The 793-nt window shown below is 63.6% G+C and carries 2 protein-coding genes; both read left to right on the top strand.

What is annotated here, in order from left to right; translation table 11 throughout:
- The coding region (locus tag ACYVDE_RS24835; protein ID WP_460504191.1) for a DUF58 domain-containing protein at positions 1 to 452 on the top strand (452 nt) is incomplete at its 5' end.
- A 194-nt stretch (positions 453 to 646) separates the two neighbouring features.
- The coding region (locus ACYVDE_RS24830; protein ID WP_460504192.1) for a BatA domain-containing protein at positions 647 to 793 on the top strand (147 nt) is incomplete at its 3' end.

The raw sequence follows: 793 nt of genomic DNA, 5'->3' as shown, positions 1-793 counted from the left end.
AGCTGCCCCGCCTCTACCACGCTCTGGAAACGGCTGAAGCCACCGGCCACTTCCCCGCGCCCGACACGCTGGCTCCGCTCACGGCCCGGCGGCAGCGCGCCCTCACGGTGTGCGTGAGCGACTTGTATGAGGAAGGCACCGAAATCAATAGCCTGCTCGCGCGCCTGCGCGCCACCAGCGGCGACGTGCTGCTGCTGCACCTGATGGCGCGCAACGAGCTCGAATTTACCTATCAGGGCGCGGTGACGTTTCGGGATTTGGAATCGGGCCAAACCCTGCAGATTGATGCCGGCCCGCAACGAGCAACCTACCAGCAGCAGCTGCAGGAGTGGCTTCGCGGCACCGCACAGCAGGCCCGCCGCCAAGGGTTCGATTACCATTTGCTCGATACTTCGCAGCCGCTGGATGCGGCCATGCGCGAGTTTCTGAGGCGGCGCAACCTCACCTCCTAACCTCCTTTCCTCGGGGGGAAAGGTCACTGGAAATGCTTCTTTTGGAGCGAGCGTCAAATCCAAACTCCTCTTCTCATCACTTCGCTTTCAACTTTTACCTCATCTCTTAAATCAATTCCCTGCCTGCCCCGAACCGGTGCCCCCTCTCCCCAAGGAGAGGGGGTTAGGGGGTGAGGTTGCGCCGTTAGCCCAGCATGTTTGCCCTTCTCAACCCCGCCGCCCTATTGGTCCTTCTGGGCTTGCTGGTGCCGGTGGCCATTCATCTCTGGAACCGCCGGCCCGGCCGCGAGGTAGCCGTGGGCAGCCTGCGCTGGCTGGCTGCGGGCGCCAACCGCCGCCTA

The sequence above is a fragment of the Hymenobacter agri genome (assembly GCF_054778495.1).
The sequence above is the reverse complement of the archived record's forward strand: the minus strand, read 5'-3'. Positions and strand labels throughout refer to the sequence as shown.